The organism is Myxococcales bacterium (assembly GCA_016703425.1).
Classification (GTDB): Bacteria; Myxococcota_A; Polyangia; order Polyangiales; family Polyangiaceae; genus JADJCA01.
Map to the genome: position 1 here is coordinate 1 of JADJCA010000026.1, position 23,472 is coordinate 23,472.

General features: G+C 67.7%; 24 protein-coding genes, 1 tRNA gene and 4 pseudogenes. 14 read left to right on the forward strand and 15 right to left on the reverse strand.

Annotated elements, in window-relative coordinates:
- Positions 1 to 522: 522 nt before the first annotated feature.
- From IPG50_32490 to IPG50_32535, 10 genes and pseudogenes are all read right to left on the reverse strand, one after another.
- Complete coding sequence (locus IPG50_32490) at positions 523 to 1,047, reverse strand: dihydrofolate reductase (GenBank protein MBK6696871.1); 525 nt, start codon at positions 1,045 to 1,047, stop codon at positions 523 to 525.
- A gap of 690 nt (positions 1,048 to 1,737) precedes the next feature.
- The gene (locus tag IPG50_32495) at positions 1,738 to 1,941 is read right to left on the reverse strand and encodes a hypothetical protein (protein ID MBK6696872.1); all 204 of its coding nucleotides are present in this window, start codon (positions 1,939 to 1,941) and stop codon (positions 1,738 to 1,740) included.
- A gap of 131 nt (positions 1,942 to 2,072) precedes the next feature.
- Entirely contained in the window at positions 2,073 to 2,375 is a 303-nt protein-coding gene (locus IPG50_32500; protein MBK6696873.1) for a DEAD/DEAH box helicase family protein, read from the reverse strand.
- A gap of 16 nt (positions 2,376 to 2,391) precedes the next feature.
- A pseudogene (locus IPG50_32505) lies at positions 2,392 to 2,559 on the reverse strand (DEAD/DEAH box helicase family protein).
- Positions 2,560 to 2,607: 48 nt separating this feature from the next.
- Positions 2,608 to 2,796 (reverse strand): hypothetical protein, encoded by a 189-nt coding sequence (locus IPG50_32510; GenBank protein ID MBK6696874.1) that lies wholly within the window; start codon positions 2,794 to 2,796, stop codon positions 2,608 to 2,610.
- Positions 2,774 to 3,796, reverse strand: coding sequence for a hypothetical protein (locus IPG50_32515; protein ID MBK6696875.1), 1,023 nt, complete (start codon positions 3,794 to 3,796; stop codon positions 2,774 to 2,776). The genes IPG50_32510 and IPG50_32515 overlap by 23 nt, the downstream gene beginning before the upstream one ends.
- A 25-nt stretch (positions 3,797 to 3,821) precedes the next feature.
- Positions 3,822 to 4,277, reverse strand: coding sequence for a hypothetical protein (locus tag IPG50_32520; protein ID MBK6696876.1), 456 nt, complete (start codon positions 4,275 to 4,277; stop codon positions 3,822 to 3,824).
- Between the two features lie 403 nt (positions 4,278 to 4,680).
- Complete coding sequence (locus IPG50_32525) at positions 4,681 to 5,076, reverse strand: hypothetical protein (GenBank protein ID MBK6696877.1); 396 nt, start codon at positions 5,074 to 5,076, stop codon at positions 4,681 to 4,683.
- A 180-nt stretch (positions 5,077 to 5,256) separates the two neighbouring features.
- A complete protein-coding gene (locus tag IPG50_32530) occupies positions 5,257 to 5,730 on the reverse strand; it encodes a hypothetical protein (protein MBK6696878.1) in 474 nt (157 codons plus the stop codon).
- Positions 5,731 to 6,894, reverse strand: a complete 1,164-nt coding sequence (locus IPG50_32535; GenBank protein ID MBK6696879.1) for a hypothetical protein — start codon at positions 6,892 to 6,894, stop codon at positions 5,731 to 5,733.
- A 379-nt stretch (positions 6,895 to 7,273) separates the two neighbouring features.
- Here IPG50_32535 and IPG50_32540 point away from each other — a divergent pair.
- The 11 genes and pseudogenes from IPG50_32540 (at position 7,274) to IPG50_32590 (ending at position 15,376) form a co-directional block, all read left to right on the forward strand.
- A pseudogene (locus IPG50_32540) lies at positions 7,274 to 7,597 on the forward strand (DUF2924 domain-containing protein).
- Entirely contained in the window at positions 7,594 to 7,773 is a 180-nt protein-coding gene (locus IPG50_32545; GenBank protein MBK6696880.1) for a hypothetical protein, read from the forward strand. The pseudogene IPG50_32540 and the gene IPG50_32545 overlap by 4 nt, the downstream one beginning before the upstream one ends.
- Positions 7,754 to 9,230: pseudogene (locus IPG50_32550) on the forward strand (recombinase family protein). The gene IPG50_32545 and the pseudogene IPG50_32550 overlap by 20 nt, the downstream one beginning before the upstream one ends.
- A 442-nt stretch (positions 9,231 to 9,672) precedes the next feature.
- Positions 9,673 to 10,719: a DUF488 domain-containing protein gene (locus IPG50_32555; protein MBK6696881.1), complete on the forward strand. Its 1,047-nt coding sequence runs from the start codon at positions 9,673 to 9,675 to the stop codon at positions 10,717 to 10,719.
- Positions 10,716 to 11,519 carry a hypothetical protein gene (locus IPG50_32560; protein MBK6696882.1) on the forward strand — a complete coding sequence of 268 codons (804 nt, stop codon included), beginning with the start codon at positions 10,716 to 10,718 and terminating at the stop codon, positions 11,517 to 11,519. The genes IPG50_32555 and IPG50_32560 overlap by 4 nt, the downstream gene beginning before the upstream one ends.
- A gap of 131 nt (positions 11,520 to 11,650) precedes the next feature.
- Positions 11,651 to 11,950, forward strand: a complete 300-nt coding sequence (locus tag IPG50_32565) for a hypothetical protein (GenBank protein ID MBK6696883.1) — start codon at positions 11,651 to 11,653, stop codon at positions 11,948 to 11,950.
- A 218-nt stretch (positions 11,951 to 12,168) separates the two neighbouring features.
- Positions 12,169 to 12,737, forward strand: a pseudogene (locus IPG50_32570) (winged helix-turn-helix transcriptional regulator).
- A 91-nt stretch (positions 12,738 to 12,828) separates the two neighbouring features.
- Positions 12,829 to 13,416, forward strand: a complete 588-nt coding sequence (locus IPG50_32575; GenBank protein ID MBK6696884.1) for a protogloblin ApPgb — start codon at positions 12,829 to 12,831, stop codon at positions 13,414 to 13,416.
- Between the two features lie 28 nt (positions 13,417 to 13,444).
- On the forward strand, positions 13,445 to 13,981 hold the full coding sequence (locus IPG50_32580) for a redoxin domain-containing protein (GenBank protein ID MBK6696885.1): 537 nt from the start codon (positions 13,445 to 13,447) through the stop codon (positions 13,979 to 13,981).
- A gap of 126 nt (positions 13,982 to 14,107) precedes the next feature.
- On the forward strand, positions 14,108 to 14,368 hold the full coding sequence (locus IPG50_32585) for a hypothetical protein (protein MBK6696886.1): 261 nt from the start codon (positions 14,108 to 14,110) through the stop codon (positions 14,366 to 14,368).
- A 225-nt stretch (positions 14,369 to 14,593) separates the two neighbouring features.
- The gene (locus tag IPG50_32590; protein MBK6696887.1) at positions 14,594 to 15,376 is read left to right on the forward strand and encodes a hypothetical protein; all 783 of its coding nucleotides are present in this window, start codon (positions 14,594 to 14,596) and stop codon (positions 15,374 to 15,376) included.
- Between the two features lie 48 nt (positions 15,377 to 15,424).
- On the opposite strand, the gene IPG50_32595 is transcribed toward IPG50_32590, so the two are convergent.
- The 3 genes from IPG50_32595 to ric all read right to left on the reverse strand — a co-directional run bounded on the left by IPG50_32595 (position 15,425) and on the right by ric (position 18,177).
- Entirely contained in the window at positions 15,425 to 16,432 is a 1,008-nt protein-coding gene (locus tag IPG50_32595) for a tryptophan 2,3-dioxygenase (protein MBK6696888.1), read from the reverse strand.
- A gap of 130 nt (positions 16,433 to 16,562) precedes the next feature.
- On the reverse strand, positions 16,563 to 17,417 hold the full coding sequence (locus IPG50_32600; GenBank protein ID MBK6696889.1) for a YwiC-like family protein: 855 nt from the start codon (positions 17,415 to 17,417) through the stop codon (positions 16,563 to 16,565).
- A gap of 82 nt (positions 17,418 to 17,499) precedes the next feature.
- Positions 17,500 to 18,177 (reverse strand): iron-sulfur cluster repair di-iron protein, encoded by a 678-nt coding sequence (gene ric, locus IPG50_32605; GenBank protein MBK6696890.1) that lies wholly within the window; start codon positions 18,175 to 18,177, stop codon positions 17,500 to 17,502.
- A gap of 92 nt (positions 18,178 to 18,269) precedes the next feature.
- Here ric and IPG50_32610 point away from each other — a divergent pair, with 92 nt between their 5' ends.
- Positions 18,270 to 18,707: an Rrf2 family transcriptional regulator gene (locus IPG50_32610; protein MBK6696891.1), complete on the forward strand. Its 438-nt coding sequence runs from the start codon at positions 18,270 to 18,272 to the stop codon at positions 18,705 to 18,707.
- Positions 18,708 to 18,988: 281 nt separating this feature from the next.
- Positions 18,989 to 19,387: a hypothetical protein gene (locus tag IPG50_32615; protein MBK6696892.1), complete on the forward strand. Its 399-nt coding sequence runs from the start codon at positions 18,989 to 18,991 to the stop codon at positions 19,385 to 19,387.
- 354 nt (positions 19,388 to 19,741) lie between these two features.
- Here the strand turns inward: IPG50_32615 and IPG50_32620 are convergent.
- Together IPG50_32620 and IPG50_32625 are read right to left on the reverse strand one after the other, a co-directional pair.
- A tRNA-Arg gene (locus IPG50_32620) sits at positions 19,742 to 19,818 on the reverse strand.
- Between the two features lie 875 nt (positions 19,819 to 20,693).
- Entirely contained in the window at positions 20,694 to 21,512 is an 819-nt protein-coding gene (locus IPG50_32625) for a hypothetical protein (GenBank protein ID MBK6696893.1), read from the reverse strand.
- A 618-nt stretch (positions 21,513 to 22,130) separates the two neighbouring features.
- Here IPG50_32625 and IPG50_32630 point away from each other — a divergent pair.
- A complete protein-coding gene (locus tag IPG50_32630) occupies positions 22,131 to 22,271 on the forward strand; it encodes a hypothetical protein (GenBank protein ID MBK6696894.1) in 141 nt (46 codons plus the stop codon).
- Positions 22,272 to 23,472 lie beyond the last annotated feature (1,201 nt).

The following is a 23,472-nucleotide window of genomic DNA, read 5'->3' on the forward strand; positions in this document are numbered from 1 at the left end:
CCCCGCGAATTCCAGCGCGTCATGCGCGTTCGACCTCGGACCCGTGGGTCACACAGTTCGTAAACGCTGCTGAGTGGCACGCTCGAGGCATGGGCGCGCGCGCTCGAGGTCACCATTGTCGCGCCGTACTTCGACGTGACCACGCCGAAGAACATGCTCCTCGTCATCGATCGGAACGGCGTCGTCGGTAGCTACGAGAAGCAGCATCCCGCGCGCGGGCTCGAGCCACCGTGCACGAACAAGATGGAAGTCGGGCCGTACGGTCGCCGACGAGAACGACGGGACCATCGGCGCTTGTTTTCTGACCGACGACGCGGCCTGCCCCGTCGTAGATCGCCGAGATCCCGTGCCCGGTCGCGCGGACGATGGGGACGGCGCCGACCACAGCGGTCCATACGGCGCTTCGGCTCGCCAAGCTTGGGCATGTCGTCAGCACGGCGCTGAAGCGCAGTGAGCGCTTCGGTGAAGGTCCGGAGGTCGCGCGAGCGAGCGGGCGCGACCTCCGGCGTCGAGGCCGCTGGCTCAGCGCATGACCTCGTAGCGCGTCACCACCACGCCGACGTCGTGCACCTTGCTCGAGCGATGCCTCAGCGGCACGGACTTTCCGAGCCCCATCGTGAGAGGGATTCCGCTGCCGAGCAGCACCGGACTAATTTTGACGATCAGCTCGTCGACCGCGCCGGCATCGAACAGCGTGCGGGCGAGGCGGCCGCCCCCGCAAAGGTAAATCGGTGAGCCTTCTCGTAGCTTGAGCGCTTCAATCACGCCGACGGGATCTTCGCGCGTGAAGCGCACCCGTGGATGGGGGGGCGCGTCCGCGAGCCCGCCGAACACGACCGTCTCGGCCCACGGATAGGGATCGGTGACCCCGAAGCGCAGACCGAACTCGTACGTGCGTCGTCCCATCACGATCGTGTCGTAGGTTTTGAGGGCGTCGACGTACTCGGTGACGTGGTCGCCTTGGTTGGTGAGCGCATCCACGCTGTGGTGCTCGTCGGCGATGAAACCGTCGACCGTGGTCGCGACGTAGTACACGAGCTTTCTCATGAGCGAATCTCCATGGAGCAGGCGTGATGGCGCTGCTCGCGTTGCTTCGAGCCAAGTGGGTTGGGTCGGTCAGCGGGAGTCGGTCATGCGGGCGCAGCATTTGCCGCGCCACTTCACCGTATGAGCGAGCACTGCGAGCGTCAAGTCGGCGCGGGCAGCCGTTGTAGAGGGGCTTCAATGTGAGTCACGGGTGAACCCCTTTCGATGGCGGTTACGAACCGCCCGTTCTTTGTCGCGATCGCGCCCAAGCAATCTCCACGGCTTGCGCGCCGACCCTCCGTAGCGCCGGGTCACTGATCTGCCGCTACGGAGAACCTCCGTAGCCGTGGGTCACTTGCTCCGGAGCCGCGGGTCACTTTCTCTCCGAGAGTCTGCCCCGGAGGCTCGCCTCGGCGCGCCCAAACCGAGCACTCGCATGCGCCCTACACGGACCGCCTGCTCTTTGTGGAGAGCGCGGCGAGAGCCACACCCCGCGAATTCCAGCGCGTCGTGCGCGTTCACGACCTCCGGACGCGGGCCTGGGTCGCGTCACCAAAGTCCGTAAACGCTATCGAGTGGCGCCCCATACGATAACGGTTACGAACCGCTCTTTGTCTTGATGGGAACTGCCCCAGACAAAGAGCCACGCGCTCGGCCACGGGAGTGGCTCCGTCGAGGTGGTCCGCCGCGATGCCCGCCGCGCGGAACCGGTCAGCGATGTGGCGCGAGTGCTCGACCGAGACCGCGAAGGCGACGGTGCGCACGCCGTTGGCGTGGCTCTTCCAATGCTGCATCGAGATCGCCGACGAGCGACGTCGTGTTCACCGCACCGGCGAGCGCGCGCTCGTCGTAGTCGCCACCGCGAACGCGGACCTTGGAGAGGTCCGGCAGCGTCGGGACCGTGAAGACCGACAAAGAAACACCGTGGTTCTCTGGAGATAGCTCCGAATCTCCATGGAGACGAGTTCGTGCTCGGTTCGCGGGCTTGGCGAGGTCTACGAGGACATCGTCGTCGCCGCGTCGATCGGATCGCTCATTGCCGAAGGCTACCTCGTGCAGCCGAGGCGGCGTCGCCGTGAAGCCGAGTGCACGGCCGCCGGGTACGCGTCGGTGAGCTCTCGGTACGACTTGGCGGTCGCCCGGTGGCACTCGTCGATGATGACGAGGTCCGCCTTGGGACGAGCGCGGTACCGAAGCGTGTCGACGCTCGCGACCTGGATACCGGCCGCCGGGCGACGTCGCGGGTCCGCCGCCATCACGACGCCGACGTCGGCCTCGTCGAGCCCATAGCCGAGGAGCTTCGCGTACGCCTGGTGAATGAGCTCGCGCCGGTGCGCGACGATGAGCACGGCGGAGACCGCGCCCCCTCGCTTGGGTCGCGAGGTGCGCGAAGAGGACGGTCTTCCCGCTCCCCGTCGGCGCGACCACGAGGATCCGACGCGCCCCGTGAAGGATGCGCGACTGGACCTCGTGGGCCGCAGCCAACTGGTAGTGCCGAAGACAGAGTTCTCCCTTCACGCCGACGCTCGACATGCAGACCTCCAAGACGCGCGCTCGTGCCGACGCGCTCGATGCGTGGCGTTACCGACGGTTCACGCGAAGCCACTCGACGCACACGAACTCGTCGTCGCGCGTGCAGATGCCGCTGTCGTCGTAGGAGACGCAGCGCTTCGACCCCGGGAGGGGCTGGTAGTGCGGACAGGTGAAGGGCGAGGCGACGGCGGGAGCAGCGACCACCGGCAGCTGCTCAAGCCGCGTCTTTCGGTTCATCGCCGTCCTCGCCGGAGTCGTTCTCGGGGATGCTCTCGAGGAGGAGCTCGAAGAGCGCATCGGCGAGCACGTCGACGAGGTCGTCGTACTTCGTTCGCTCGTTCATTGGCACCTCCCCGGAGACCGATGACGTCCTTGCGCGGTCGAAGCCGATCCGGCAGGACTGGTAGTAGCCGAGGATGGTCCGGACATCGTCCGGCAGCTCCGCCCCAAACTTGGAGAGGAGCTGTCGGAAGATGGTCTCGGCCTCGCTATGGAGAAGGCCGCGGTCCACGGCTACACCGCGAACGGGTCGATGGCGGATTCCTTCGCGCCGTTGCTGCTCTTGTGCGCCCCCTCCAGCTTGAGGAGGAACTGGAGCGCCGCCGGCATGCGATCGTTCGGCAGATCGCGAACGCGCTCGATGCGGAACTCCTGGAGGAACATGTCCGCCTCCGAGCGAGGGAGCGCACGCAGCCGATCGGCGAACTGCCGGGCGACGTCGAGATCGATGAGCTTCCGGTCCGTCGCTCGTCTCGGCCTCGTCCGTCCCCGCCGACATCTGGGCGAGATCGTGCGCCGACACGTGGGAGAGCTTCGCGCGGAGCGCGTCGTCGATCTTCTCCTCGGGGAGGATCGTGTACTTCGTCTTCGGGTCCTTCGGCTTGCCGTGCCGCTTGATCTCGAAGAGCCACTTGTCGAGGCCGTACTTCTCGCGAACGTTCACGAGATCGCGGAACCACTGCGTCCCGCCCTCCACGATCTTCATGGTCCCCTCGGACGGGACGTAGAAGTTCAAGGCGACGCGGAGGCTCGGCGTCTTCGCCGTCGCGCCGGGCGGCGGACCGTCGGCGGTGGCCTCGACGTACTTCTCCCCGTCCCAGTAGACCTCGCGAGCGTACGGCTCCCCGCAGAAGACGCCCACGACCGCGTCGCCGTCGTTCTGGAGGCGCACGAAGATGCTCCCCTGGGTGGCGTGCTTGTCGGCGAGGCTCTTGGCTTTGTCCCATGCGTTGTTCATGTGTCGGTTCCTTTCTTCGTCGTGGTCAGGCGGAGATCTGCTTCAGCTCGTCGCGGAGGCCGGCGAGGGCCCGTTCGCGGCGCTTGTAGAGAGCGAAGGCGGCCCGCTCGCGGGCGCGGGGCCGGGCGTTCGGCTGCATGCGCGCCGTGAGGTGCGTCAGCGGCTCATCGCCGAGAGACGCGAGCACGGTGACCCCGTGGCGCTCCTCGATCGTGCGAAGCGCGTCGCGAAGGACGACGGCGTCCTCGGCGCTGGCCGACGGATCTTCGACCTCGAAGAGCTCGTCGAAGCGAGGCGTGGTCTCGGCTCGGAGCGCGCGGAAGAAGTGACGGCGCGTGCGCCAAGCGAGCGAATCGATGCCACGCGTCGGATCGCACTCGGAGAGGGCCAGCACGAAGGACGAGAGCGCGATCTGCTCGCGATCCATCGACGACCGTGCGCGCCCGCAGAGGCTCGAGAGCAGCGGCCAGTACGCGAGCACCAGCGCCGACGAGAGAAGCGACGAGGGCTCCTCTTGGTGGGCGACGAGGAGCGCCTGCGCGATGGCGCGTCGCCCGGTCCAGTCGGCGCCGCCGGCGTCAGCGAGACGCCGTGCGAGATCCGCCGTCGTCTCGATTGCGGCGAGCGCCGCGTGCTTGGCGCGCGTTCGCTGCCAGGCGTCGTTCCTCGTTCCACTTCGCGCCGGAGCGCGGCCTCGTCTCTTTCAGCCCATGTGACCGGCCCTCTGCAGGTCGAGCGCGGGCCGCCTCCGTGGTGGGGCGCGGCCTCCGTCTGCCTGCGCCCTCCTTGGTGAAATCTCACCACCGTCGATGTCGATTTCTGGGGCACGCGGCTCACGGGCCTGGATTCACCGCTCCGACGGGCTCCGAAGCGCGTCGCTTTTCTCAGAAGGCCGGTGGTGAAATTTCACGGGCGTCGTCGTCCGGCGACGGGTAGGCGGCGAACTGCGAACGCCACCCACCCTTGGCGTACGGCGCGAACGGATCGCCCTCGAGGCCGAAGGCGTCCTTGAGGTGCGCGCGCAGCGTGGAGACCTGGCGCTTCACCGTGGCCGCGTCCCCGCGCCACCGGAGCGTGCCGCCGCCCTCGCAGAGCGCCATGAGGAGCTCCCACGCGCGCGTGGGCTCGCGGTTCTTCTCGGAGGCCATGCCGAGGTCCACGTACGTGAGCCGCTTGTGCGTGCCGCCGCTGCGGACGCTGACGGTGTGGCTGCCGACGCGGTAAACGCGGAGATCTCGCCACGACGCTTCGCTCGGCAGCGGGAAGACGCGCTGCGGCACTGACCGAGCGGGCCCGGCGTCGCCGGGGCCTCGTGCGACCGGACGAGCAGCTGCCCGCCGGCGATCGCGAGCTCCTCCCCGAGGACGGCCATCTCCACCCGCTTTCCTGCGCCGCAGCGCTGAGCGAGGAAGGCGTCGAGTTCCTCGTCGCCGTCGGCAGCAGCACCCGCGTCGCGCGCGTCATCGCTCGCGCGCGAGCACGAACTGCAAGAGATCGTGCCCGTCCGGCTTCTCGGAGAGGAACACCTCGCGACCGCGTGCCTGTCCGATCGCCCACAAGCCGAACGCGCCGGGCAGATCGTACGAGATGGCGCCATCGAGCCCGTACGCGCGCCGAAGGAGATCGACCCATGCGCGACGGTTCAGCCCATGCAGCTGCGTCTGCTCCTCGGTCAGCTGGACGCTGACGCAGCTTCGACGGTCCCCGCACACGGCGAGGTATGGGCGCGCCTTGTTGCGCGGCACGGGCACGATCACACGAGGGCAGCTCTTGCCGCCGCTCGGGCACGGGTAGGTGTCAGCCTGGCCGGCGGGCTCGAGTACGCTCTCGCGGCAAAGAAGCTCGAAGGCCTCGTCGCCAATCGCGCTCGCGTACAGGTGCGTGTGGAGTTTGCAGTCCCAGGAGTCCTCGAAGAGCCGGAGGAACCTCTTCATTCAGGCTGCCTCCTTCGGGACAGCCCGGAACCCTCGCTTTCGTAGGAAGGCCCTGACGACATCGGGCGCGATGCGCCGGTCGTACGAGAGCGTGTTGGGGAGGGACACCTCCACCTTGAGCGGGCGCGCACGCCCCGCGACGCCGAGGGCGAACCGCATATGGGCGATCGTGCCGCTGCGAATCACCTCGCGCTCGTGCCTCGACTGCAGCTCCTTCGAGAGATCGTCCCCCTTGAAGAACACGGTCGCGTGCCGCGGTCGTTCGATGACGAGCTCGCGCAGCGTGACGCTTCGGAGGCCGTCGACCCCCTCGATCGAGAGCGCGGCCGGGCCCTCTTCCTGGATCGGCGCCCCAGTGAACACGGAGCGCGGCTGAAAGTGGTCGGCGTGGCCGAAGTAGACCTCGCCGATCGCGCGGCGGTAGAAGTTGTTCTCGATCGCGAACTGCGCGTTCACGCAGAGCTTGTGCGTCCGCGCGTCGTAGATGACGAGATCGTGCTTGTCGGGGATGTACGAGAGGTTCGTGCGCTTGCATTCGTCCTCGGAGATCACCGTGCGGCGCTTCTCGGGGCGGCCGTGCACGATGTGGAAGTTGAACTCCGTCGGCGTCTCGACGATCTCGATCTCGACGTAGCCCGTGCGGTGACGCCCGGAGAACCAGCCGCGCATGGCCTCGAGCAGTCGCTCCTTGCGCGTTCGCGAGCTGAGCGACGGAGGCGCGCTCGGAGGCTGGCCGCAGAACTCGACGAAGCGTGTGACGCGCTCGGTGCCGAGCGCCGGCGCCGCCGCTTGGAAGACGTCGCGATGATCGGAGATCGTGAACGCCAGATCCGCCGTCGACAGGCGCTTCGCACCCGCGAAGAGATCGAGCTGCTCGGTGCCCGCCTGCGCGAGCATGTCGTCGTGGTTGTCCTCATCGGCGAGCGCTTCGATCTGCAGGAGCGCGTCGACGAGGTCGTCGGGAACGTCCTCACCGGCGAGCAGCCGATGGAGGCGCGCGATGGTCGCCGGCAGTCGTCGAGGGCGAGATTGGCGCCCGAGAGGAAGGCCGCGTGGGGCTTGAGGAGCCGCGCTAAGAGCGGCGGGCTCACGCCCTCGAGGATGGACAGAGATGAACGATTTCGAATGTTTTCGCTGCCTGGCTCCGGGCTGGTGTTGCGTCATTGAAGGCTCCCTTCGATAACTTCTCCCTCCATTCCGACCACTGAACAAGCGTTTAGTTCTCCACAGGACCCAAGTCCATGGAAGGGGCCCGGTTTCGAGAATCTCTCCACCGGATGTCCAATCGCGGCGCCTCGTCTGCCTTTGTCTCGGGGCATGAGCCGCAATCGACTTGATGATGTTCCGAACCAGAGCGTGTGTCTCCACGGAAGGAGACACGACCATAGCCAAGAAGATCGATCCCCTGCAGCGCGAGCTGCTCTCTCGACGAGATGAGCGTTGGTGAGCTCGTCGAGAAGTTTCCGCAGCGTGTTCGGCAAGGACACGCGCACGCGGAACCGCCCCTACCTCGTTCGGAAGATCGCCTGGCGCCTGCAGGAGCGCCGAGGGCGGCCTCTCCGATCGCGCGAAGGCGCGTCGCCGAGCTCGCGCGACCGCGCTGCTCCGTCACGTCGCGCCGCGCGTGAAGCCGGCCGAGGAGGCCGAGTCCGACGGTCGCGATCCGAGCCTGCCGAAGCCCGGCACGGTGATCCGCCGCGAGTACAACGGCAAGGAGTACGCGGTGACGGTCCACGAGACCGACTTCGAGTACCGCGGCAAGCGCTACGCGAGCCTCTCGAAGATCGCCAAGGACATCACCGGCACCCACTGGAATGGGTGGCTCTTCTTCAACCTCGCGACGCGCAAGCGTGGAGCCGCAGCATGAGCGACATCCCCTTCTACCGAACGCAGATGGGCCACCGCTCCTACGAGCACACGATGCCGGAGCTCGTGAGGCAGCTCACGCGCCTCAACGCGATCCTCGAGCGCGAGCTCGCCGAGCGCACCGGTCAGCCGACACCCGCCGCGCCCGAGGAGGACCATGCGAAAGGCCAGCCCTGAGAAGGTCAAGGTCGCGGCGAAGCGCTGCGCGATCTACACCCGCAAGTCGACGACGAACGGGCTCGAGCAGGAGTTCAACTCGCTCGATGCGCAGCGCGAGTCGTGCGAGGCGTACGCGCGCAGTCAGGGCTGGGTGCTCGTCGAGACTCGCTACGACGACGGCGGCTTCACCGGCGCCAACGTGGAGCGACCGGCGTTCCAGCCTGCTCGCCGACGTCGACGCGAAGCGTGTCGACGTGGTGGTCGTCAAGGTCGACCGCCTCTCTCGCGCTCGCTGCTCGACTTCTCGAAGGTGATGGACCGCTTCAACGAGGCGGGCGTCGCCTTCGTGAGCGTGACGCAGAACTTCTCGACCGCCGACGCGATGGGTCGCTTGACCCTCAACATGCTGATGTCATTCAGCGGAGTTCGAGCGCGAGATGATCGCCGAGCGGACGCGCGACAAGATCCACGCGGCGCGAAAGAAGGGGAAGTGGACAGGCGGGCCAGTGCCCTACGGCTACGACGTACGGAACGGAAAGCTCTTCGCGAACGAGCTCGAGGCCGTCGTCGTCCGCGAGATCTACGACGGCTACCTCCGGCATCGCTCGCTCGTGCGGATCCTGGACGAGCTCCGCGCGAAGGGCCGAACGCCGAAGCACTACACGACGAAGACGGGTACCGTCGGCGGCGCGAGCACGTGGACGGTCGCGAACGTGCTCCGCATCCTCAAGAGCCCCCTCTACATCGGCAAGATCACGATCGGCGATGCCGTCTACGACGGCGAGCATGCGGGCCTCATCCCGCTGGCCATCTTCCAGAAGGTGGCCGCAATCCTCGGCGAGAACGCGCCGATGACGAAGAGCGTGCAGCGCGGCTACATGCTGCGCGGCGTGCTCCGCTGCGGCGTGTGCAATTCGTCGATGACGCCGGCGAGCGCCTACAAGGGCAAGCGCGAGTACCGCTACTACCCCTGCACGAAGCGCGATCGCGAAGGGCGCGGCGCGTGCCCGACGCGGCCGCTCCCGGCGCAGGGCGTCGAGGCGTTCGTGGTCGAGCGCCTCGGGCAGATCGCGGGCGACGCGAAGCTCGCCCACCGCGTGACCGTCGGCGTGCAGGCGCGCGTGACGAGCGCGCAGGAGAAGCTCGAAGCCGAGCATCGCGAGCTGCCGCGCCACATCGGGCAGCTGTCGGCCGAGACGAAGACGCTGGTGGCCTCCATGGGATCGATGGGCGAGGCCGGTCGCGTGGCGCTCTCCGGGCCGGCTCGATCAGGTGGCGCAAGCGAGGTCCGCGCCGAGGCCGAGGGGACGGCGACGACGCTCGCCAGCTTCGAGAAGCTCTGGGACAAGCTCACCGAGGAGAACCGGTCGCGCCTCATCGCGTCGCTCATCGAGCGCGTCTCCGTGAACGAGGGGACGAACGCCATCCGCATCCAGCTCGTCGACCACACGAAGCAGATCGACCATGCCGCCTGACGGGCTCGACGTGGAGATGCCGTTCTACCGGCGCGGCGGGCTCGCGAAGACGCGGTTCGCCGAGGAGCCGGAGCCCGCGCCGGCGATGCGGCCGCTCCGCGTGGCGCAGATGCTCGCGCTCGCGTACGAGATGGATCGGCTGATCGAGATCGGCATCGTCGCCGACCGCGCCGAGATGGCGCGCGTGACCGGCTTCGGCGACTCGCGCGTCAGCCAGATCATGAACATCCTCTGGCTCGCGCCGGACATCCAAGGAGGCGTTGCTCGTCACGGAGATCGCCGACGGACGCGATGGGGTGACCGCGAAGGAGCTCATGCCGATCGCGCGGTGCCCGTCGTGGGCCGAGCAGCGGCGACGATTCGCTCGGCTGGCCCGGTCATGAGTCGGTCGCCAAGCCATCGTCCAGTTGCCTGTAGGTCGATGGACACCCCTGATGTTACGATGGAAAGCGATGATCTTCGACGCGCCACAACCAATGGAGTCATTCCGGCACGGGCGTGTCCCGCCCGCAGCGGTGGGCTCGTGACGCTGCAGACCGACCTGCCGCGCGAGAGGGCCAAGCACGTGCTGTTCGATCGACAGCGGCAGATGCTGGCACTGCTCGCCGCGCTCCGGGGCGCGGGGAATCTCGACTTTCAGAAGCTGCTCTTCCTCTACTGCCAAGAGTCGGGTGTCACGCCGCCCTACGAGTTCGTGCCGTACAAGTTCGGAGCGTTCTCGTTCACCTCCTATGCCGACCGACGCAAGCTCATCGAGCGCGGCTTCCTTGCCGACGATGAGCAGCACTGGGCGCTCACGGACGCGGGACGAAAAGCGCTTGGTCGGGCGGAAACTGGACGGCTCGCCAGGTTCACGCGCGGGCTTCGTGGTACCCGCGGGGACGCGCTTGTCGCCGAGACGTATCGCCGCTTTCCCTACTACGCGACGCGGAGCGAGATCGCTGAGCGAGTGCTTCGTGGCGATAGCGCAGCGCTCGCACGGATCGAGGCGGCACGGCCCGCCGTGAAGGCTGCCGCCGTTTCCACGATCGGCTACGAGGGGCGGACGCTCGAGAGCTACTTGAACGAGCTCCTTCGCTCGGGAGTGACGTTGCTCTGCGACGTTCGTCGGAATCCGATCAGCCGCAAGTATGGGTTCTCGAAAGGCACGCTCGGGAAAGGCTGCGAGGGCGTTGGCATTCGGTACGAGCACGTTCCCGAGCTTGGGATCGCATCCGAACAGCGCCAGAGTCTCGAAACGCAGGCCGACTACGACGCCCTCTTCGCCGAGTACGAACGAGACAGCCTCCCACTGCAGGGGCCGGCTCTCGCGAAGATTCGGGCGGGGGTTCGATCCGGCGAGCGGGGGGCGTTGACCTGCTACGAGCGCGTGCCGAGCCAGTGCCGCCGGCACTGCGTGGCCGAGGCGCTCGAGCGCGAGTACGGAAAGGGGCTTCGTCGCCAAGCATCTGTGAGGGGGAACGGGGATGAGCAAAGAGGCGCGTTCTGATCACCGTGAAGACGTACCCGACGCTCTCGCGGAAGTACGGCGAGACGGTCTGCACGGCCGGCGTTCGCGAAGACGGCAGCTGGGTGCGCATCTATCCGGTGCCCTTCCGACGCCTCGACGAGAATGAGCAGTACAGTAAGTACTCCTGGGTCGAGTGTCGGCTGGAGCGGAACACCGTCGACGTGCGCCCCGAGACCTACCGGCCCGTGGATCAGCGCGAGCTCGTTCCCGTCGGCGAGATTGGGACCGACCACAACTGGCGTGAACGCCGGGAGATCCTGCTCAAGAAGGCCCGCGTCTACGACAACCTCGAGGAGTTGATCTCGGGCGCGAAGGCGAATCGGATCTCGCTCGCCGTCTTCAAGCCCGCGCGCATCCTCGACTTCGTCGTCGAAGACGACGAGCGCGAGTGGGACATCGACAAGGTGCGCGAGATGCGCGAGGCCTCGCGGCAGCACGAGCTGTTCGAGGACAACACCTGGCGCGAGACCTTCAAGGTCATCCCGAAGATGCCCTACAAGTTCTCGTACAAGTTTGAGGACGCGGCCGGGAAGAAGAGCGAGCAGCAGATCCTCGACTGGGAGATCGGCGCCCTCTACCGGAACTGCGTGCGCCGCGCGAACGGCGACGAGCGCACGGCGATCGCGAAGGTCCGCCAGAAGTACATGGACGAGTTCCTCCAGAAGGACCTCCACCTGTTCCTCGGCACGACGCAGCAGTGGCACCAGGTGGCGCCGAACCCGTGGGTCATCGTCGGCGTCTTACCGATCCCCCACGAGAAGCAGCTCGGTCTGTTCTGACGCGACAGCCCTTGTCGCTTGTGCTGCTCTCCAGCGTGCCGTTGACCGGTCACGTACCTACCCGGCTTCCAAGACGGTGACATCGCCGAACGCCGATTCCGCCGGCCGTTACCACGCGGTTTCCACCGCCCGTGTCCCGCCTTGTCCTCTCGCGTCCCGTCACGACCCATCCGGCGGCAACGAACCCGAAGAGCCTTCTTCTGGCGGAGAAGGAGAGATTTGAACTCTCGGTGGACTTGCATCCACGGCGGTTTTCAAAGCCCTGCCCTCCTTCGAACGACGTCGCTGAGCGCTCGCCCCTGAACCCACAGGATCAGGCTGAAAAGCCAGCCTGGTCGCGTGGTTGGAACTTCCTCGTGGAGGTTCGGGTGGCGATCGCGAACGCGACGCTCGTGGACAGAATGCGACACGGCGTGACGGTCGGCGTGTGAATGGTCGAGAGCGTCAGTCAAGCGGTGAGCGGGAGCCCAAGGCCGACAAGCCACAGGCCGGCGAGATCGGCGTGCGGGTGCCGAGGCAAGAAGTTGCAAACTTAGGACTCCTAAGTTATGTTGTGCTCGTGAGCCGGACGAGCCTCCCGTACTTCGACGAGAACACCGAGCCGCTCTCATCGCGCATCGCCACTGGTCTGCACAAGATCGGGCTCGCGATGAAGCAGCAGGCCTGGCAGCAGGCGAACGAGGAGGGCCTGTCCGCCACGCAGGGCAGATCCTCGCAGCGATCGTGACTCATGGCCCCCTCACGGGCTCGGAGCTGAGTCAGCGGCTCGGCGTCACGCTGGCGACGATCAGCGACTCAGTTCGCGTACTCGTCGAAAAGAAGCTGGTCACGAAGTCCCCCGATCCGCGTCATCCCCGCGCGAGCCTGCTCACGCTGACCCAGAAGGGATCGCAGCTCGGCGCGCGCGCGCGGTCTTGGCCGGAGTTCATGGCAGCCGCCGTGGCGGACCTGACCGCGGAGGAACAGCGAGCGTTCTTCTCGGGCGTGGTGAAGATGATTCGCGCGCTCCAGGATCAGGGCCTCGTCCCGGTGAGCGGCATGTGCGTGACGTGTACGCACTTTCGCCCCAACGTTCGGACCGGCGCAGCGCCGCATCACTGCGCCCTGGTGGACGCGCCGCTCGCGAGCGATCAAGTCCGGCTCGACTGCCCCGAGCACGAGCTCGCAGCCGAGGCGCCTCGAAGCGAGCTCTGGGAGCAGTTCATGCGCCCCGCCTGACCGAGCGCCTCGAGACCCGATGACCCGAGTTTCCGCGGCCATGTCGGCCGGCGGCAAAGCGGAGCTTTGCTCCGAGAAGGAAGTGAACAACATGAGCAGCATCCCTGGCTACACCCACAACACCTCGGCAGTCGCGAAGTCTCCCGTGACCTTGACCGACTTTGAGCAGATGAAGGCGAGCGTCCTCTTCGGCGAAGAGGACGTGAAGTCGCTCCGCATGTCCCACGACGTCGTGAAGGACGAGGTCGAGGCCATCCTTGATGTCTGGTACGGCTTCGTAGGGAGCCAGCCCCACCTCCTCGCGTCGTTCACCGGCAAGACGGACGGGAAGCCCCTCGGCGACTACCTCGGCGCCGTGCGCAAGCGCTTCGGTCAGTGGATCCTCGACACCGCACACGCCGAGTACGATCAGAAGTGGCTCGACTACCAGCACGAGATCGGGCTCCGGCACCACCGGGCGAAGAAGAACAAGACCGACGGCGCGCCCTCGACCGACCTCGTCCCGTTCCGCAACTTGTTCGCTTTGGTCTTCCCGGTGACCTTCACCCTTCGGCCGTTCCTAGCAAAGAAGGGACACTCGCCCGAGGACGTCGAGAAGATGTACGCGGCGTGGGTCAAGTCGTGCCTTCTGCAGGTCACGTTGTGGAGCCACCCCTACGTGAAGGACGGCGACTTCTAATGGTGACCACGACCGCCCTCGCTCCGCCCTGGAGGACCACGGGTGGCTGAACACGCCGGAGCCACTCAGCCTCGAGGGGCTCCGTGGCCGTGTCGTGCTGCTCCATGCGTTTCAGATGCTCTGCCCGGGTTGCGTGTCACGCGGCATCCCGCAGGCGCAGCGTGTCACGGAGCTGTTCGCTGGTGCTCCTCTCGTCGTCGTCGGCCTCCACACCGTCTTCGAGCACCACGACGGGATGAAGGTCGAGTCGCTTCGGGCGTTTCTCCACGAGTACCGCGTGCGGTTTCCTGTCGGGGTGGATGCGCCTGACCCCGGAGGCGAGTCCATCCCGCAGACGATGCGGGCCTACGGCATGCGCGGGACGCCGACGACGATCCTCATCGACGCGCGCGGACGCCTGCGCCGGCAGGTTTTCGGCGCTCACGATGACCTCCTGCTCGGTGCGGAGTTGCAGACGCTCCTGCTCGAAGCGGAGTCGATTCCGGAAAACCGCTCACCGACAGCGACCCCGAGGATCGGCTGCGACGAAGCCGGGTGCGTTCTTCCGGAGGTCACTGCCGGATAGGCACTTGTCCCCGCTCCCAAGGCCGCGGCGCTTTGCTTCCCCCGGAGGCGAGGCGCGGGGTCCAGCTGCTCGGTGCCCAGGTGGACTGCCTCCTCGCAGGCAGCCAAGCGCCTCCCCTCCGCTGTTTTGCGGAGGGGCTTCCTTCTCGGGAGGGACGAGAACCTCGCCGCCGAGCGGCACTTCAAGAAGCGCCTCCTGGACGGCCTCCTCGCGGCCGCGTGGGAGCACGGGCCCGATCTGAACAGCGCCGAAGTGCTCTGCGCGCTGCTCGGGGAGCACGCGGTCGCGGAGTTCTGGCTCACCCACAACCCGCGCCCGATGCTGGAAAGCATTCTCGGCGTTCCAGTCCCGCTGCTTGGGGAGACGTCGGCGCGACAAGGTCGATAACCCGGCCTCTCGAGGTTGCGTTCGAGGTGTTCGAACCGCTGTCGATGACGATCTCCTTCGTCGTTGGTCGGCGCGATAGTCAGCCATGTGGCGAGTTCGAGAAGTACGTCCATTACGAGCGCACCGCCACCGCCCACGGGAGCGCAGAATGTGCACGCGAGGTCGCGGCGCGCGCGAACCTTTCGCCGGCGCATGCCTCCTATCGGTGCTTTGGTGATCGACACGATGAAGTTTCTCTACGCGCTCGCAGTGCTCGGCGCCTGCGATGCATCGACGAGTCGGACGGCCCCCGATCCCACGACGATGCCCGCCCCCTCGAGCTCGTCGTCCTCGTCAACGCCGCGCGACGCTGGGGCACGCGACGCAGGCCCGCACGTCGTGAGCGAAGCGCTGCTCCGCTGCGCCGAGCGCAAGGGCGACGTCGGCTCGATCGCCGACGCCGTCGTCCGAGTCAATGCGCTCGCGCCCAACGGTGACGGCCCCTGCTTCGTCGCCACGCTCCCTCGGCCGCTCTCGGTCGTCGCTACACTCGGCGTCACGAGCGCGCAGCCGGCAGGAGGACGCGGGAGCCCGCGTCTATTCTTCATGTTGCCGAAGGTCGTCATCAGCGCGGTGCCGGCGGGCGAGGGCAGCAAGGTGCTCGAGTTCGGCGAGTGGATGGGGACCACGCGAACGCTGAAGGGCGAGATCGAGCTGCCTGTCGCGACGCCACTGGCCGCGGACGCGCCGTTCCTCCGCGTCCTGCAGGGAACCGACCGAACGCTCTGCGCGACGTGCCACCGCGACGAGGAACGCCACCCGTCGATCGCAGCCGCCTTCGTGTCCGACGCCTTCCAGCCCGAGCCGGGGACGTTCGTCATGGTCGAAGAGCTCGAGGAGCTCCATGCGCTCTGCACGCGGGCGGAGGACGAAGGCGGGCGATGCGCGATGATCCACGCTTTGTTCGACTTCGGCGAGATCACGCAGGGCGCGTTCTCTCCGGCGGTCCCCACCTTCTTCGGCCGCTGAGGCTCCGACCTCGTGGACAGAGCACTCTTGAGTGCGCGAGCGTGGGCTTCAGCCGTCCGCCACGAAGCCGTAGCTCTCGGCCCGTTCGAGCGGTGGCAGCTCCGCTTGCCGAATGAGCAACGTCCGGACGGCCCAGACGTCGCGGAAGATGCGATAGCGCAGAGCGGTCTGATCGAGATAGTCCACCCCCGCTGAGCCGCCGGTCCCGGTACGGCGCCCGATGATGCGCTCGACCATTCGCGCGTGACGCTGCCGGAAGATGACGAACGCCTGCTCGAAGGCGACGAGCTCGTCGATGATCACGCGTGGCCACGCGAGCAGCGGCAACTCGCGGTAGCTCTCGATGAAGACGAGTGCGGCGCGGATTCGGGAGACGCGCGCACGCACCGCCTCGTCGACGTCGTGCCCGAGAAGGAACGCGCGCGCCGCGGCGACCTCGGCAGCGTAGCGTCGCTCGAGTCGCTCCACGTCACCGGCGGTGAGCGTGCTGCTCTTTGCGATCGCCAGCGCCTCGTTCGCGCACTTCGCGTGCGCGGCCGCGTATCCGTCGACGAAGCCCGCGACGGTCGCGGCGTCGCACGGGTTGGCCGGGACCGATCCCTGGATGGGCGTGCGGTAGAGCCAGTCGTTCACGCAGTCGAGGAGCGTGGGCTTGTCCTCGCTCCGCTTCGATACCCGCTGGTAAGCGCTGGACGGTGAGCCATCGTGGTTCTTCAGCGCGCTCATGTAGCTGCGCTCGTTCCCGAGGGGGATCCGGTCCTGATCCGAGAGCCCCAGGAGCACCTCGACCTCGCGCAGCTGCCCCGACTGGAAGCCGCTCGCCGGGTTGAGCTTGTCCCGGAACGCGAGGTAGTCCCGCGTCGTCATCGTCTCCATGATCTCGAAGTGCGTCGCGACCTGCCCGATGAGCTGGGTCATCCGGCGAATGCCGCGCGCCGCCGACGCGAGCGCCTGCTCGGGCACGGGCACCTTCGCGAAGAGGTTCCGGACCGACACGAGCTCGCGAAGGACGAGCTTGAACCAGAGCTCGTCGATCTGGTGGACGGTGATGAACATCACCTCGTCGTTGGACAAGCCCAGTCCGTCGCCTCGAGCCCGCCCTGAAGCGAGAGCAGTTCCTCGACCTTGATGGTCCCAGTACGCCGTCGGCTTCCGGTTCACGATGCCGCATCCTTGCAGAGCGCTGTCAATGCCCCGACCCTCCTGCGCGGCGGTGTACTCTGCCGCGCGCGAGCCCGTGGGTGGTGCGCCAATCACCTGCCAAGCTCGTGCTTCTCATCGGGCGAAGACTACGGTGAGGGCGGCCATCGCGGTCGTTGCCGGCGACGAGCGTCCAGCCGACGCGCCGCAGGTGTCTCGGATGCGGGGCGATCACCATGAGTGTCCAGCAGACGAACAGCAACGGAAACGCCGCACATGCCACGGCCAAGTGAAGGCAGAGGATGCCGAGGAGCACCGTCGCAACCATCGCGAGCGCAAGTAGTGTGGCGCTTCGACGCCCCGACTTCGCCCGAGCGACGACAGACCGTACAGAGGCCGTCGCGCAAGCGAAGGCGAGCGACCATGCTGCCCAGGTGCCCAACGCCAGCTCGCTTGCCACGCCGCCCGCCACCGCGACCGGCACCGACGCGGACGGGAGAGCGACCCCGACGACGACCTCGCCCAGGGTCGTCCGCTCTTGGTTCTTCAGCACGAGAACGAGGCCGAGGAGCGCGAGGCCGAGCGGAAGCAGAGTCACTCGCACGATGCCAACCCCGCCGGTGACCACGGCGCCGGCACCGAGGGCCAGAGCCAACGTCGCGAACGAGACGCCGTAGCGCCGCGCTCGGTCTGCCTGTTCACGACGAGCGCGCGGTCCGCGCCGTCCGATCCAGACGAGCAGCGGCTCATGGGCCAGAAACGCGGCGAACGCCGCAGCGGCGAAGAGAACGCTCGAGAGCGTCGGCGCCCCCATCGCGAGCGAGGCGACGATCGGAAGGGCGAGCTGCCCATAGGCCCCGTGCTCCTTGGGCCAGAGTCCTCGCGACGGGGCATGAGTCATGTGCGCCCGAAGATCGCGGAGGCCACGTGGTACAGGCGCCCGGCTGCTCCGCTCGCCGGGCGTCCGAACGCCTCCATCGAGCTCATCGCGCGCCGGAGAGCACGCGCTCGAAGAGCACGTTGTTTTCGAGGTGGACGTGTTGGTGAAGGTCCGCCTCGAGCTCCGCGAGACCCGCGAGGGCCGCACGGAAGGTATTGCACACGCCGCTTGGGGCTGAAAATCCGCTTGTCAGCGCGCGCATTCGCGCAAGCTCGGAGCATGCGACCTCGTGTTCGGAGCGCATGCACGCGATCGGCGTGGCAAGCGCGACCTCGCGGCCCGCTTCGAGCTGACCGATTGCCGGAAAGAGGACGGCCTCCTCTTTTCGCATGTGCCGCATGAGGTCGGCTGAAAACGCTCGGAACAGCGCAGCCACCTCGACCATTTCAGGATGTCGCTCGCCGTGCACACGAGCGACCTTGTCGAGCATCGGGCCGAGCCGGTCGAGCTCGGCACGGGTGAAGGTGTGGTGCCGCTCGACGATGTGGCTCACGAGCTCGGTGAGCGGCGTCCGCCCAGCTGCTCCGCGCCGACCTCGGCACCTCTGCTCGAGCAGAGCGAGCACCTCATCGAGCGCGAGACCGCGATCGCGACAGACCTCGGCGATCGGTCGCTTCCCGCCACAGCAGAAGTCGATCCCGAGCTTGCCAAACACCCGACTCGCCTCTGGGCGCTCGACGACGAGTTGCCCAACGGTTTCATGCCCCGAGATTTGGCCCATGGCGCGCTCCTCCGTTGCGGAGATTCTAGGAACGGATAAATTGGATGTCTAGGTCCAATTTATCCACCTCAGGCTCGAGGCACTGATCAGCGATGCTCTCCCAGACCGTCGAATACGCGCTTCGGGCCGTCGTCTGGCTCGCCGCGCACGAGGACGGACAGACGACACATGCCATCGCCGATGGCACGAAGGTCCCAGCGAGTTATCTGTCGAAGGTCCTGCAGGGCTTGCAGCGGGCGGATCTCGTCCTGAGTCGCCGCGGCGTCGGGGGCGGCTTCGTCCTGGCCCGATCCCCGCGAACGATTCGCGTCCTCGACGTCGTGCAGGCCGTCGATCCCTTGGTGAGGATCCGGACCTGCCCGCTCGGTAACCCCGCTCACGGCACCGGTCTCTGTCCACTCCACCGACGACTCGACGACGCGATCGCATCCGTCGAGCGAGCCTTCGGCTCGACCACGATCGATGAGCTCACCGGCTCGAAGGTCAACGATCGCGCCCTCTGTCCGGCGGGCTCGTTGCCCACGACCTGAAGGCGCGCGCCGCGGCCCGGAGCGACTTCGCGGACGTCAAGGCGGTACGGTCGACCGAGCGGACCGCAGCCGCTAGCCTTCAGGCGCGCGAGGGGGCCGAATGAGGGGAGGCGATCGCCGGGATCTTCGTCGGAGGCAAGGGCAGACGGATGGCCGGCGCAGCGCACGTTGTCAGCGAATGAAATGCACGACGAGTGCTCGTGAGGCATGGTGCGGGCCAGTCGCTACGGCTCATCAACGCAGAAAGGCGCCGACCCCCGGAGGGATCGGCGCGGAGCGGAGTGACGCGACGCGCTCTTCGCGACCGCTGTCGCGAGCACGCCCCGAGTCTTCGGCCCGTAGATGCCGTCGACGACGAGCCTGTCTTCGCAAAGCGGACGCCGCCTATCGAGGAGCGGCGGCTCGCCGAGCGGATGCCAGAGACGACGCCAGCGTACCTCACGCTTCTTCGGAGTCGAGGTCGCGGCCATCCGCGAGATCTCCGCTGGCTCCTTCGGATGGTGGACGAGTACCCGCGGCCCGCAATGCTCGCCGCGCTCGCTGAGGCACTTCAGTACGGGCTCGCCGATCTCGAACGCCTCGAGCGGATGATCCTCCGACGTATCGCGAAAGACTTCTTCGTGCTTCGGCCGGAGGCCGTTGGGCAGGGGTCGCCGACCGCAGGTGCAACCCACGCATGAACCCCATGCAGTAACGCTTACGAACCGCGTCTGTGGTGCGAAGGCTCGGCCCTCAACGATCTCCACGCCTTACGCCGCGCTCTCCGTAGCGCCGGGTCACCGACCCGCCGCTCCGGAGACCAACCTCCGTAGCCGTGGGTCTCTCCTCCGGAGCCGCGGGTCACTTCGTCTCCCCGAGTCTGCCCCGGAGAGCGCCCTCGCGACGGGTAAACCGAGCACTCGCATGTACCCTGCACGGACCGCCCGCTCTTTGTGGAGAGCGGCCGGAGAGCCATCACCCACGAATTCCAGCGCGTCGTGCGCGTTCACGACCTCCGGCCCCGTGGGTCACCAAAGTTCGTAAACGCTATCGACTGGCGCGCCCGAGAGGATTCGAACCTCTGACCTACGGCTCCGGAGGCCGCCGCTCTATCCAGCTGAGCTACGGGCGCGAACCAATCTCTCGTATCCCACGCGGGTCCTGACGTAAAGGCCGGCGGTCGGCAGGCGCTCCGGTCGTGCTGGCCGATGGCCCGGCGGCGATCGCAACTCGGCCGCGCGCGACGACAAGATCCTTCTCTAGCGTCGCCCCATGTCCCCGGCCCTGGTCCACTGGGTGCTGCGGACGCTCGACGTCGACGCGGCGCGATCGTTTTACGAAGGAGTCCTCGAGGAGGAGCGCGCCCGACGTGACCAAGCTCCGAGCTCGCGCTTGCACGGAAGGAGCGAAGCCGCACTGGCTCGGGCAGCTCTCCGTCCCTGACGTAGCCGCCTCAACCGCCGCCTTCGTCGCGCGTCGCGCCCTGTTGCTCGGCAACGGCTACGCGCTGCGGGATCCCAAGCGGGGCGATCATGGCCTCACCTCCGAAGTCGTGCCCTCGCGGCGCGACGTGCTCTCAGAGCAGCTCCTCACGTCGGATCCGGTGACCGCAACGAAGGACTACGGCGAACTCTTCGGGATGACCATGCGCGGCCATCTCGACGTGCCGGGCCACGGCGTCTTCGAAACGTTCGCATGGGCGATGGCCCCGTCGTCGGCTCCGTTGGGGACATCACAACAAGCCACACATTCATCCCCAGTGGCTCTTCTTCTTCCGCGTCGCGGGCTGCGCTCAGCCACTCTATGTCACCGAGAAGGGCGGCCGGGTCATCGGACCGACGACGCTACCGGACGGTCGCCGCGTGGCCGTGTGTGACGATCCCCAGGGCGCGGCCTTCGCGCTCATCGAGATTCCAAGGTCGTAGCTCGCTCGGCAACCAGCCAAGAGCGAGCGCCGCGTCGAGTCTCACCACGTGACGACGACGCGCCCGTCGATGCCTCCGTTGGTCACCGCCGTGTACTTCGTGCCCGCTGCACCCTTGCCCGCGCTGCCGGCGTAGTGAGGGGCTGGCCGTCCCAGCAGGGGTGGTCGCGCTGCCCGCGGTCGTGGTGCCCGACACGACGGGCGACGAGCCGCACGGAGTAACCGGAGCCTCCTCCGCCGCTGCAAGTATTGCCGCCGCCTCCACCGCCGTAATAGCCACCACCGCCACCTCCGGACTGCGACGACGTGGCGTCACCACGCCGGCGGCCGGGGTTGCCGACTACAGCGCCCGAGCCGGGCGTGCCGCCGACCGTCTGCGTTCCGCCGTGACCACCGACGCAGTTTGCGGGCCATCGGTGCCTTGTTGGCCGCCCCGGCGCCAGGCACGTTTGGGGGTGTGGTACCCGGCGCCTGCGCCGGCGCCGGTGACGATACGGCGTCGCGCCGAGACCAGCTCGCTGCGACCACCACCACCACCGCCGTAGTTTACGCCGGCGCCGCCGCCGCCAAACGCCTTCGCCGTGGTGGGGCCGTTCAAGCCCGGCCGCCGCCGGCTCCAACGAGCACGTCAGGCGTCGCGCCGGGGGCGACGATGAGCGAGCCTGTGGTGTAGCCCCTCCGCCGCCGAAGACGTTGTTGCCGATCGAGGGCGCCGCCGCCGCCCCAGAGATGAACCTGAATGGTCGAGACGCCCGACGGCACGCGGAACTTGTACGGGCCGCTCGCGGCGTAAGCGACGACGCAGCCGCCGCCGGGGCACTGCACGAGAACCCACCCGTGAGATCGGTGCAGGTGCCGTTGCCGCAGGGTTCACCGGCGAGCACTCGTTGATGTCGACGCACGTGTGTCCGTCATCGGGAGTGCCGTAGCCGCTGGGGCAGGAGTACACGACCGACGCGTCGACGAAGCTGCAGGTCGCTTGGATCGCACCCCGCGAGCGCGCACGCGCCCGCGAGCCGCGTCGCTCGCGTCGGTGGCGTTCGCGTCGTTGGCGTTCGAGCTGTCGGTCAAAGCGCTATCGTTTGCTCCGCCGTCGAGAAGGGAGACGTCTGCTGTTGAGGCGTCGGCAACAGCGCCATCGAGGGACACGCCCTCCATCGGCGGCTTCACCGTCAACGTTGGCGTCGACTCGTTGACTGCATCCGGCGGCTGCGTCTGACGTTGCGGCCGGGCGCTCGCGCGAAGGGAAGAGATCATCACGGCGCCGGTGATGAGCTGCGCCGTGGTGAAAGGCGCAGCGGGGCGATGAGGCCGCGAAGGGGCCTCTTCTGGCGCGTCTTGGCGATCTTCGCGGCGCTCGAAGCTCCCGCGACGCCGGCGCCGTCGTTGCGCCAAACCTCGACGCGCGGCGACGATGCGGACCGCGGACCGCGTGAGAAAGTCCAGCAGGCCCGATGCTGGCGCTACTGGGCCCGGCAAACGCCGCCGTGGACACGTGACTGAGCGACTTGGCGGCTTCGATGTCGCCGCTCGCCGCAGGATCGCACTCGTTGCCGATGCAGAGCTCCCTCGCGCGGCTCACGCGTGAAAGCGCCATGGCCCCTACGACGGCGCCGACGCCGCCGCCAACGGCCGCAACGCCAAAGGCGACCTTCGCGTAGAGCGGCACCGGTGCCGGTTCTTCCCGCGGGAGCGGCGCCGAAGGCGTTGCCTCGGATCTTGCCGGCTCCGCCACCGGTGGTCTTGTCGCCCGCGTCGCTGCAGACGTCCGGGCGCGCGTAGCGAGGTCCACGCGCTGGGCGCTCCGCTCCGTGACCGCGAACGTCGCCGCCGTTTCGTCGTACCCCGACGCAACGATCCCGACGCGGTGCGGCCCCGGAGTTTTACGCGACGGGCACCTCGAGGTCCCGCAGGGCAAACGCACCGTGGGCTGGTCATCTGAGGAGCATCGGAAGGCTGAAGTCCCGTGATGCGGAACGTCACGCTCCGGGATTCGGTCGCGCCGAGCCCCTGACGCGAGGTCGCGCCCCCCGCGCGCTGCAGCAGGACGGCGCGCCGGCTCCGTCGCCTCAACCGGATCCGCAAAGGCGAGGCGAGCGCGCCTCCTTGGCTTCGGAGCTGTCCGAGGGCTTCGTGGGCCTTCGCGAGCTCGGCGCCCGTCGTCGGCACGTGCATGATCGCGTCGGCGTCGCGGTAGGCGCGGAGCGCGCATCGGCTGACGCTTCTCCGCGTAGGCACGGTCGCCCTGTTGGATCAGCGTCCGCGCCGTTTCCCGGTCAGCCGGCGACGGCCGTCTCCGCCGCAGAAGGCGACGCCCACAAGGCAACCGCCACGACGGTGATGAGACTCCAACGCCGCGTCAGGCTCGCCGCGCCGCCAGCATCTTCGGAAACATAGCTTCCCGCCGCGGCGGTGCCTGTCGCTAGCTTCAGCGGTCGGCGTTCCTGATGCGCGTTACCGCGTTGGTTGGGTCGCCATCTCTTCTTGAGCGTGCGCGCGCATCGGCGGAGACGCTCAAGTCATGAGCGCCCTACAAGCGCGGCCCGAAGCCGCTCATCGTGATCGTGCCGGGGCCACCGGGCTCCGCGTCGCGTGACAGAAGCCGGAGGAAGGCACGGCTAACGTCACCAGCGCTTGACCCGGCGGAACATTGAAGAAGCCCAACTCGCCTCGTTTAGTCCGTCTCCGTCGCGGTCGTACTGGGCACGCCAGCGACGACGTCCGCTAGCCGTCGTCGGCCCTGATGCAGCGAGGCGCGCGCTCATTCCGCTTACCCCGGCTTGCCATCGCAATCGACGCCCAACGCCAGCACGGCGCCGAGAGCCCGATCGATCGGGACCCCACAACCGACGCGATGAGCTC

Excerpts from the sequence above, each read along its gene's own strand:
- IPG50_32535 (MBK6696879.1), bottom strand. The coding sequence starts at position 6,894 with ATGACGCAACACCAGCCCGGAGCCAGGCAGCGAAAACATTCGAAATCG.
- IPG50_32610 (MBK6696891.1), top strand. The coding sequence starts at position 18,270 with ATGCTCTCCCAGACCGTCGAATACGCGCTTCGGGCCGTCGTCTGGCTC.
- IPG50_32515 (MBK6696875.1), bottom strand. The coding sequence starts at position 3,796 with ATGAACAACGCATGGGACAAAGCCAAGAGCCTCGCCGACAAGCACGCC.
- IPG50_32595 (MBK6696888.1), bottom strand. The coding sequence starts at position 16,432 with ATGTTCATCACCGTCCACCAGATCGACGAGCTCTGGTTCAAGCTCGTC.
- IPG50_32590 (MBK6696887.1), top strand. The coding sequence starts at position 14,594 with ATGAAGTTTCTCTACGCGCTCGCAGTGCTCGGCGCCTGCGATGCATCG.
- IPG50_32545 (MBK6696880.1), top strand. The coding sequence starts at position 7,594 with ATGAGCGACATCCCCTTCTACCGAACGCAGATGGGCCACCGCTCCTAC.
- IPG50_32510 (MBK6696874.1), bottom strand. The coding sequence starts at position 2,796 with ATGAACCGAAAGACGCGGCTTGAGCAGCTGCCGGTGGTCGCTGCTCCC.
- IPG50_32630 (MBK6696894.1), top strand. The coding sequence starts at position 22,131 with ATGTCGCCGCTCGCCGCAGGATCGCACTCGTTGCCGATGCAGAGCTCC.
- ric (MBK6696890.1), bottom strand. The coding sequence starts at position 18,177 with ATGGGCCAAATCTCGGGGCATGAAACCGTTGGGCAACTCGTCGTCGAG.
- IPG50_32575 (MBK6696884.1), top strand. The coding sequence starts at position 12,829 with ATGAGCAGCATCCCTGGCTACACCCACAACACCTCGGCAGTCGCGAAG.
- IPG50_32555 (MBK6696881.1), top strand. The coding sequence starts at position 9,673 with ATGGAAAGCGATGATCTTCGACGCGCCACAACCAATGGAGTCATTCCG.
- IPG50_32530 (MBK6696878.1), bottom strand. The coding sequence starts at position 5,730 with ATGAAGAGGTTCCTCCGGCTCTTCGAGGACTCCTGGGACTGCAAACTC.
- IPG50_32490 (MBK6696871.1), bottom strand. The coding sequence starts at position 1,047 with ATGAGAAAGCTCGTGTACTACGTCGCGACCACGGTCGACGGTTTCATC.
- IPG50_32600 (MBK6696889.1), bottom strand. The coding sequence starts at position 17,417 with ATGACTCATGCCCCGTCGCGAGGACTCTGGCCCAAGGAGCACGGGGCC.